Here is an 8,467-nt window from a genome sequence, read left to right as displayed (position 1 = left end):
AGGGAATCTTTGTTTGTCGGAGTAACTCCAGCAAAAACCGTCGGTACGACTTAATGGATACGGGCTGACGGCGTTCAGCCAGTACGCGTTCGAGTCGCTTGAGAATGGTATAAAACTCGTAGAGATACTCGGTTTCGATGGCATCTTTATCGACGTACAGGGGCCGTAGCAGATCGATAAGCCGATACATCTGCCGGGTCGCCCGACTCGAGTCGTTGTCCCAGCGGGTAAAGAGGGTATTGATCAGGGGTTCGTTTCCACCCAGTTCTTTAATCTCCTTCTCATCGGCAAACAATCGGTTTTCGTCCCGCAGCGTCCGTAACAGGGTTCGAAAACTTCCCTCGTTTTCCATCCAGTATTTCTGAATGAAGGGATGGTGCAGAATCTTGGTGATGTGCTTGTAGCTGAATTTCGGAATAGCAACCATCCCCTGCCCTTCTTTCCGGCGAAATTCTACCACATTTCGCTGTAACTCAAACCAGCTTTCCACCAGGGAATACAGCAGGGAATTTCGAAGGGAAACCCCCATCGTAACGTTGAAATCATCGTAGCTATTGGGAATCGAAGACAAGACCGGCATCAGCAGGTTTTCGTCACCCAGTACCAGAGCCGTATGCGGCGGCTGATAGCCCTTCGTTTTCTCCATCTGTTGCTCCCATTGGGCCATCAGATGAGCGGCGACTTTGGGTTGCATGGTGGCATTAGGTACGCCAATGCTGATAAAGTTTTTAGGTTGCGTCAGCAGATCACTGGGGACCGTCTGTACCTGCGGAAACTCGCGATAATTTCGAAAACGCTTGTTCCAGTCGCCCCGGCTGAGCTCGGCGTCGGTTAGGTACTTACGGACGAAACGACCCGCTTCGTGCTGATTTCTCAGGTAAAAAACGTCGGCGTCCCAGAGCATCTCGGCCTTGTTCAGGCTCACCAACTTCCGCAGAATCCGCTCTTCGGACTGACTAAGAGCGTTAAAGCCCAGAAAATAATGGAACGCGTGGCCGGGTTTATCCAGGAAAATCGTTTCCACCTCCTCCGCCACTTTACGATACGCCATTCCCCGGTACGCCAGTTTCTTTTCGAGTAAACGGGCTTTTAGCTGATCATAAACCCCGAGTAGATTTTCAAACAGGCGAAAGTATTTATCCGTAAAGGAATCTTCAGCAATGGTGGTGTCGATTTTCCAGCGTTCGATGGCTTTTTCGGCTTCTACCCAGCTAAATACGGCTTTGGCGTTACTGTCATAGAGGTCAATCTGGTCGAAATCCCGCAGTACCACCGGAGCCCAGCTCGTAAAACGGTCGAAATCCAGGTAGGGATCAATGGTTTTAAAAGTGTCGTAAAGTTCAAACAGCAGAGATACCGGATCGATTTCTTCGACCTCCGCCCGTTGCAGAATGAAATCGTCCATGGCCACTACTTCTGGAGCCAGAAAAGGCCGATCCGAGAGGCTGGCCAGTTCCTGCTTAAAAAAATACACGGCCCGGCGGCTGGGTACGACCACGCACACGCGGGCGATGGTTTCCAGCGAATGGCGTTCAAAAATATACCGAGCCGTTTCCGAAAGAAAAGACATGACGATCGAGTGAAAATTCTTGTTTCGGGAGATCCAACGAAGGCATGCTTCCCGCTTAAACTAGTAGTAAAGGTACGGAATTCGAACCGTATAAACGACGAATGCCAGTCCGGCAGACTGGCATCCATCCTTGCAACGGACCGTACCTTTAATCGAACAACGGCCAGCACACGCCAAAGCCAAAGCCCCGTTTCATGCCCGGGTAATACGGTGTCGGCATGTAGCCATTTGAAAGCAGACCGTCGGCTACGTTTTTAAACTGCACGAATACGCGGACGCGGTTGATACGAATGTCCGCAAAGGCATCCACCACCAGAAAGCCCGGTACTTTATACGTGTTGTTGAGATAAAACTGATTGCTCAGTGGCTGGTAAAAATCAGCGTAATAGCCCATGCGGTAATGAGCATCCAGCCCCACCTGTACGTACATGACTTTTGAATACACAAAGTCAAACGCAAACTTGGAACGCGTCAGCACTTTGGGCATCCGAATCAGATCCGGCCCGGACGTCGTCGTGAAAAAGGCCTGATGCGAAGTACTGAATTTTCCAGCTCGCCAGCCCAGGTCCACGCCAATGAGGTACATGCTGATGGCACTGTTTTCCTGTTGAGCGACCGACTCCGTATCGTAATAGATGTAATTTTTAGTGAGGCTGTACTGCAGGCTGGGTTCAACAAAAAAGTTCTTGATTCGTACCGGAGCAGAAGCCGTGATTTGATTGGTAAAGACATTGTCGAAATTCTTACTCCAGGATACTAGCGGACTCAAAAACCGCTCTTGTATCAAGGTAGGCGAATTGAGCGTACTCGTAAACGTAGCCTTAAACCATTTGCCGTAATAATCGGCGTGCAGGCGGTAATCCGCCCCAATCAGGTACTCCCCTTCGGCTTCGATGCGGGTACTGTCTTTGAAGTAATACGCCAGCCAAGCTCCCAGAAAGTTTTCATTCCGGCGACGAATGGTCTGTTCACCATACGTAGGATTGCTAACCGTAAAGCGTTCCGTGAGCGTTCTCACGCTGTCGTTGACGATGACTGTACGGGTAAAAAACGTCGTTGAATCTCCCTGAATGGTCAGACGTGAACGTTGATTGATCCCATAATCCCGGCGGCGGAGGTGTACCCGATAATTGAAGCCTTTCAGGGCTCCTTTTAGCCCAATCTTATTTTCAAGCAGCCAGTAGTTGGCCTGGGCCTGAATGGTATCACCAATGGTGGTTCGTTCGGGCAGGTTATTGTAAAAACCCGTTGCTACGGAGTTCTGATAATTTCGATCCCGGTAGCGATTAAACCGGTTGATATAATCTCCGACGTGATACACCTGAAATCCCTTCACGGGCACGTATTCCTGATAGACGTGAAACTGATTTCTACGCTCCCGGCTGCGAGATGCCGTCAGGAATTGCAAAGCCGACGCCGGATCCGCTAGCACACTATCCCAGTTAGCCCGTGCCGGATTCGTTTCCGGATAAATACCACCGGGTTCCCGAATGGAGTGTTCATACAGTCGAAAATGACCCAGCACGGTGTACTTTTCATCTTTCGTACGGTAATTGCTATGCATTACAAAGTTCCAGAAGCCCCCCAAATCGCGGTCACTCCTGCTGATAGCCGAACCCACACTAATTTGCCGCCGACTTAGATTCCGCTCGACGTGCAGGCCGATGTTCCACTGGGAATTCACGTTTCGACTTAGGTCAAATTGCAGGATACTCTGACCATTTCCACCCTGTACAAAATAAGCCTGCGTAAACGGGGATTTGGTATCGTAGTACTTGACATCGTACGGAGTAATGGCGTAGGGCGAGTTGACGTCGTACCCCAACTGTGCTCCAATTTGCTGGGGAGCCGTAAAGTACAACGGTCGTAAAGCCGAGCTGAGTACACCCAGATCGGTATACCAGCGGCCCTTATGTTCCAGGTAATCAAACCGGTGAAAGTTGATGTAATTGGTATCAATGGCGTACAGCGTTTTCCGGTTGTTGAACAGATCTTCTTCCAGAAAATACCGGGAAGTAGTCGGGCCGTAAATCTGCTGGGTCGAATCATCAAGAATTTTTCCGCGACGGTTGGGATCGTCCGCCGGTTTGGGAGCCACTTCGCCCGGGGCATTCGGCAATGGATTGGGTACGGTTTGTGCCTTCGCCAGCAGCGAACAGGCCAGAAAACCAAAAGAGACTAGAAATCGATAGAGCTTCACGGCGTCAAAAATACAAGCAAAAATGAGTTGCGGGGGGACTTAAGCTTTTTTAACGTGCAGACCGGATCGTTCCAGCAGCCATTCGTCAAAATTCAGGGGGTTATTTTCCAGAAAATAGACTTCAATCGGTACAACAAACAGTGGAAAATCAGGCGGTGCCAGTGTTTTCAGTTTTACGGCATCTTTTTCGGTAGTCAAGACCCAGCCCCGACCACTCTGCCCCCAAGCCTGCTCGATCCGTTGCCAGTCTTTCGGTGTATACGCGTAATGATCACCGAAAGCCAGATGTTGTCCAACCGTAAATTGCCGCTGAGCGTAGGCTTCGAACAATTCCGGACGGGCCAGTCCCGAGACCAGAATCACCTTTCCGATCGCCTGCGTGTTTGCATGCACCGCCACGGGTTGTGCGTAACGAATTCCGGAAAAGAAAACCGGAGTTTTCGCGTATGGAAATATTTTTTGCTCAATCTGTCGCTGCTCCTGATCCGTAAGTGTGGGGGGGCATTTGCTTACGATAATGGCATCTGCCCGCTCGGCTCCGTGCCGCCGCTCCCGAAGGTTTCCGGCTGGAAAAGGGTGATCCGTATAAAAGGGATGGTTATAGTCGGTAAGCAACAGATTAACGCGGGGTTCTACGGCCCGGTGCTGGTACGCATCATCGAGCAGAATAGCCCCAATTTCCGGAAAGGCTGATTGAATGTTCGGAATGGCTTCCGCTCTTTTTTCTCCAACCGTAACGCGTACGGTTTTTCCAAATTTTTGGTATACTTGCAACGGCTCATCACCCAGGGTTTCAGCCGTATCCTGATCCATTGCGATACGAAACCCGCGGGTACGCCGACCATATCCCCGGCTCAGCGTAGCCAACATGAACGATGGACTCAGCAAACGGATCAAATATTCCAGATGCGGAGTTTTACCCGTACCGCCAACCGTCAGATTGCCAATACTAATTACGGGTAGCTCAAAGCTCATGGCTGGAGTCATACCCCGATCATACAGGCTATTTCTCCAGTCAGTAATAAATCCGTACAGCCAGGAAAAAGGCAACAGAAGTCGGCGTAATATTGTAAGTAAAGGGCCCATGCGTTGGGTAAAACCAGACAAACAGAGGTCCGGCCTGCGGAACACTCCAGGATTAAATATTGCGGCAAAGAACGTCAAAACGCGGCTAATTGTTTAGTTTTGCCCCCTTTTAAACCAACAATTCTCCTTTAGTATGTCTCTTAAAGTGCTGGTTCACAAGCATATTCTTGACTTCCGGTTTGCAGCCGGCACGTCCAGGGGTACTCTTACCCAGCACACAGCGTATTACCTCAAAGTTTTTGATGACGAAAATCCGTACTGTTTTGGCCTGGGTGAAGCCAGTCCGCTGGCCGGTCTGAGTCCCGATTACGTAAACTTTGAAGCGACGCTGCAGAAAGTCTGTCAGGCTTTCAATCGTTACGATTTAGAAGTTTTTTCCTGGAATCTGGATCTCATCCTCAATCAGCTCGTTGATCCCCGCTTTCCGACCATTCGCATGGGACTGGAAACGGCCCTCCGGGATTTGTTACACGAAGGGAAACGACAGATTTTTAAAAATAGCTTTTCCGAAGGCGAACGGGAAATTCCCATCAACGGATTGATCTGGATGGGCGATAAAAACTGGATGCTCCAGCAGATTGACCAGAAGCTCGAAGCGGGTTTTCGTACCCTGAAAATGAAAGTTGGAGCCATTGACTTTGAGCAGGAAATGGAATGTCTGACTTCCATTCGAAAGCGGTTTTCCCCCGAAGCCATTACGCTTCGCGTTGATGCCAACGGAGCCTGGACTCCGGAAGAAGCTCAGGAAAAACTCAATCGACTGGCCGAACTCAGCATTCATTCCATCGAACAACCCATTAAAGCCCGGCAACCCGAAGCCATGGCGGCCCTGTGTGAACAGTCGCCCATTCCCATCGCTCTCGACGAGGAGCTGATTGGCGTTTACGATTACATGGATAAAATGCGGTTACTGAAGAAAATACAACCCCCGTTTATCATTCTCAAACCGACCCTACTGGGTGGCTTTACAGCCTGCAAAGAATGGATTGAGATTGCCAATCGACTCAAGATTAAATGGTGGCTTACGTCTGCTCTGGAATCGAACATAGGCTTAAATGCCATTGCTCAGTTCGCAGGTGAATTTCAGAATCCACTGCCGCAGGGCTTGGGCACGGGTGGTCTGTATTACAACAATGTCCCCTCTCCACTCAGCATAGCACAGGGACAGCTTAGCTACAACAGTCAGCAACCGTGGGATTTACAGTTGCTACAACAGTCCTTCATTACGCATCCCAATTAGGCTAGAAAAATTTCCTGCGTATGGTCGTGATGACCGAATTAGGTAATTCTGCGAAACTCTGAGCTTTGGGCTTGATTACATGACCTGAATTGACCTATTTTTGTCAAAATACACGCTATCTCTATTTTGATCGACTAGTTATGAACACGCAGAAACTAAACGATACGTTACTTGAGCTTTTATCCAAGCGTTTCGCTTTAAAACATATGGGATACGACCATCCCGATTACGATGAAGCGGAGGAAACGCTGGAAGCCCTGGAAGACGACTTCGTAGATGAATACGGCGAAGAATTCGAGCAGATTCTGGAACGCGTTCATGCCACATTCTGTCCGGATACGGATGTACTTTTACCTACGGCGTACCTGCCCCGTACGCAATACGAAAAAGTCATCGACGAAGAAACGGGCCTTGAAGAATTCGAAATTGGTCCCGGTGATGGCGTTTGGGTAACGCTCAAAGACTTCCCGAATCTGGACGCTAAAATGGTACTTCTTCCTTCGCCCCCACGCCTCGAAATTCTCTCGATGGGTGGCAGCCAGGAAGTGTGGCGAGCGAGCTAGTACTCATATTTTATCCAAAGGTATTTTAAAATTAACTCCGTACTAGTCTATACTTTTTAGACTATTTACGGAGTTAATTGTTATATACCAGGGAATTAGCACGCATTTTTTGTTGCTATCCTTAAGCCCTGTTATTTTGTAGTGATGAGAAAAGTACCGCCAATTAAAATGGGTACCTTACGTGTCATAATACTAGGGTTGATGGTAACAGGCTTGACACGATCTCAACCAGAGCCACCGCCCTTTATTTTTGAATACGAACAGTCCCATAGTATTCCCGCTGGAACCATAGATGAAGCGTCGGGTATGGCTGATAGCCGTTCGATGCCCGGACACTTATGGGTTCAGGAAGATGGTAACAATCCAAACCGTCTTTCGCTGATTAACTACCAGGGCCAACTGAAAGGACGGGTAAATTTGCCCTTCCCCAATCGTGACTGGGAGGATATGGATCTGTTTTTCAATAAGAAAGATAGTACCAACTATATCTACCTGGCCGATACCGGTGATAATCTGCAGCAGTATCCCGAGTACTATATTTATCGGTTTAAGGAACCGACTTCGGTGAATGAAGAAGTGACGGAATACGACCGAATCGTTTTCTATTATCCCGAAGGAAGTCGGGACACAGAAGCCATCCTGATTGAGCCCCATACACAAGACATTTACGTCATAACGAAAAGTCCGGGGCTATCGAAGTTGTACAAGCTCGCCTACCCACAGAAGTACGATTCGCCCATGCCAGCCATGTACGTTTGTGATCTGCCCATGTACATGATCACGAGTGGGGATTTTTCAGCGGATGGCAAGCAAATTATTCTGCGAAATTATACGACGATGTATCTCTGGAATCGGGATGATGTCAATGAACCCATTCAGGACGTCATTTATTCCAGTTACAAGCTTATGCTTCCCTACGTTTTCGAGCCACAGGGTGAAGCCGTCTGCTTTGAGAAAAACGGAAAAGGGTATTTCACGCTGGGAGAAAAGTTTCAACTCCTCCCCTCTCAGCTTTTCTATTTCGCCCGGAAAAAGTAAAATTTATATTTAAAGCAAAAGCGGTTCGGAGTCAGTAACTCCGAACCGCTTTTGCTTTCTATTTTCTGCTCGAACTACTGAAAGCAAATTTTCAAATTTCGTAGCTAATATGCTTATTTATAGATATTTACCTCTAAATGAGCTCAACTTAATTACCCCGCATGCCATGCAGAATACGTCCAGCTAGGTAGGCACAGCCTACCCATTTTTGCGTCCGTAGTACATACTACGGACAACCCGTCCCGCTATCTTTACCGGGTTTATCCTTCCAAAATGGAAAATGGAAAATGGAAAATGGAAAATGGAAAATGGAAAATGGAAAATGGAAAATGGAAAATGGAAAATGGAAAACGGAAAATGGAAAATGGAAAACCGCAGCGGCCACCGCTCAAAACTCAAAACTGCCACCAATTCCTCACAACCCATAAAACGCCCGTACAAAACTCGTCACTTTCTCTGATTCGCAGGAAGTCGCTAGATGACCACAATTGCTCGTGAGTTCGAGCAATGGAGCTTTTAGGTATCCTGAAAATTCGCTTGCTGCCGCCGGATTGACCATGTGATCCTGCGTAGCCACCACAATCAATAGCTTCGCTTTCACCTGTTTCGCGGCCTCTTGTAATGTTTTTCCCGGCATGACATCCTGCGTAAGCATCGCCCGAATCTGACTCGCCCAATCATACGGATTCTTCGTACTTAAATCCTTTTCAACCTGATTGAGGTAAGCCGTGGCGTCCGGTGCGGATCGCTTCTTCTGGGTGTACTCGGGC

7 protein-coding genes and 1 pseudogene are annotated in these 8,467 nt (G+C 48.5%); 4 read left to right on the top strand and 4 right to left on the bottom strand.

Features of this window, described 5'->3' with window-relative positions:
* The 3 genes and pseudogenes from ACOJTG_RS12900 to lpxK all read right to left on the bottom strand — a co-directional run.
* Positions 1 to 1,570: pseudogene (locus ACOJTG_RS12900) on the bottom strand (PD-(D/E)XK nuclease family protein); the annotation flags it as partial.
* A gap of 148 nt (positions 1,571 to 1,718) precedes the next feature.
* Positions 1,719 to 3,770 (bottom strand): putative porin, encoded by a 2,052-nt coding sequence (locus ACOJTG_RS12895; RefSeq protein WP_420154195.1) that lies wholly within the window; start codon positions 3,768 to 3,770, stop codon positions 1,719 to 1,721.
* Between the two features lie 39 nt (positions 3,771 to 3,809).
* Entirely contained in the window at positions 3,810 to 4,856 is a 1,047-nt protein-coding gene (gene lpxK / locus ACOJTG_RS12890) for a tetraacyldisaccharide 4'-kinase (protein WP_420154194.1), read from the bottom strand.
* Positions 4,857 to 4,989: 133 nt separating this feature from the next.
* Between lpxK and ACOJTG_RS12885 the strand changes: the two genes are divergently transcribed.
* The 4 genes from ACOJTG_RS12885 (at position 4,990) to ACOJTG_RS12870 (ending at position 8,125) form a co-directional block, all read left to right on the top strand.
* On the top strand, positions 4,990 to 6,096 hold the full coding sequence (locus ACOJTG_RS12885) for an o-succinylbenzoate synthase (protein ID WP_420154193.1): 1,107 nt from the start codon (positions 4,990 to 4,992) through the stop codon (positions 6,094 to 6,096).
* Between the two features lie 206 nt (positions 6,097 to 6,302).
* Positions 6,303 to 6,659: a hypothetical protein gene (locus ACOJTG_RS12880; RefSeq protein WP_233207725.1), complete on the top strand. Its 357-nt coding sequence runs from the start codon at positions 6,303 to 6,305 to the stop codon at positions 6,657 to 6,659.
* Between the two features lie 213 nt (positions 6,660 to 6,872).
* Positions 6,873 to 7,697, top strand: coding sequence for a PE-PGRS family protein (locus ACOJTG_RS12875; protein ID WP_420154192.1), 825 nt, complete (start codon positions 6,873 to 6,875; stop codon positions 7,695 to 7,697).
* A 287-nt stretch (positions 7,698 to 7,984) separates the two neighbouring features.
* Positions 7,985 to 8,125, top strand: a complete 141-nt coding sequence (locus ACOJTG_RS12870; protein ID WP_420154191.1) for a hypothetical protein — start codon at positions 7,985 to 7,987, stop codon at positions 8,123 to 8,125.
* Here ACOJTG_RS12870 and ACOJTG_RS12865 read toward each other — a convergent pair.
* Positions 8,113 to 8,467: hypothetical protein (locus tag ACOJTG_RS12865; RefSeq protein ID WP_420154190.1), on the bottom strand; the 355-nt coding region annotated here is incomplete at its 5' end. The genes ACOJTG_RS12870 and ACOJTG_RS12865 overlap by 13 nt on opposite strands.

Source organism: Siphonobacter sp., assembly GCF_048595215.1.
Lineage (GTDB): Bacteria > Bacteroidota > Bacteroidia > Cytophagales > Spirosomataceae > Siphonobacter.
Note: the sequence above shows the minus strand (reverse complement) of the source record. Positions and strands in the feature narration are given on the sequence as shown.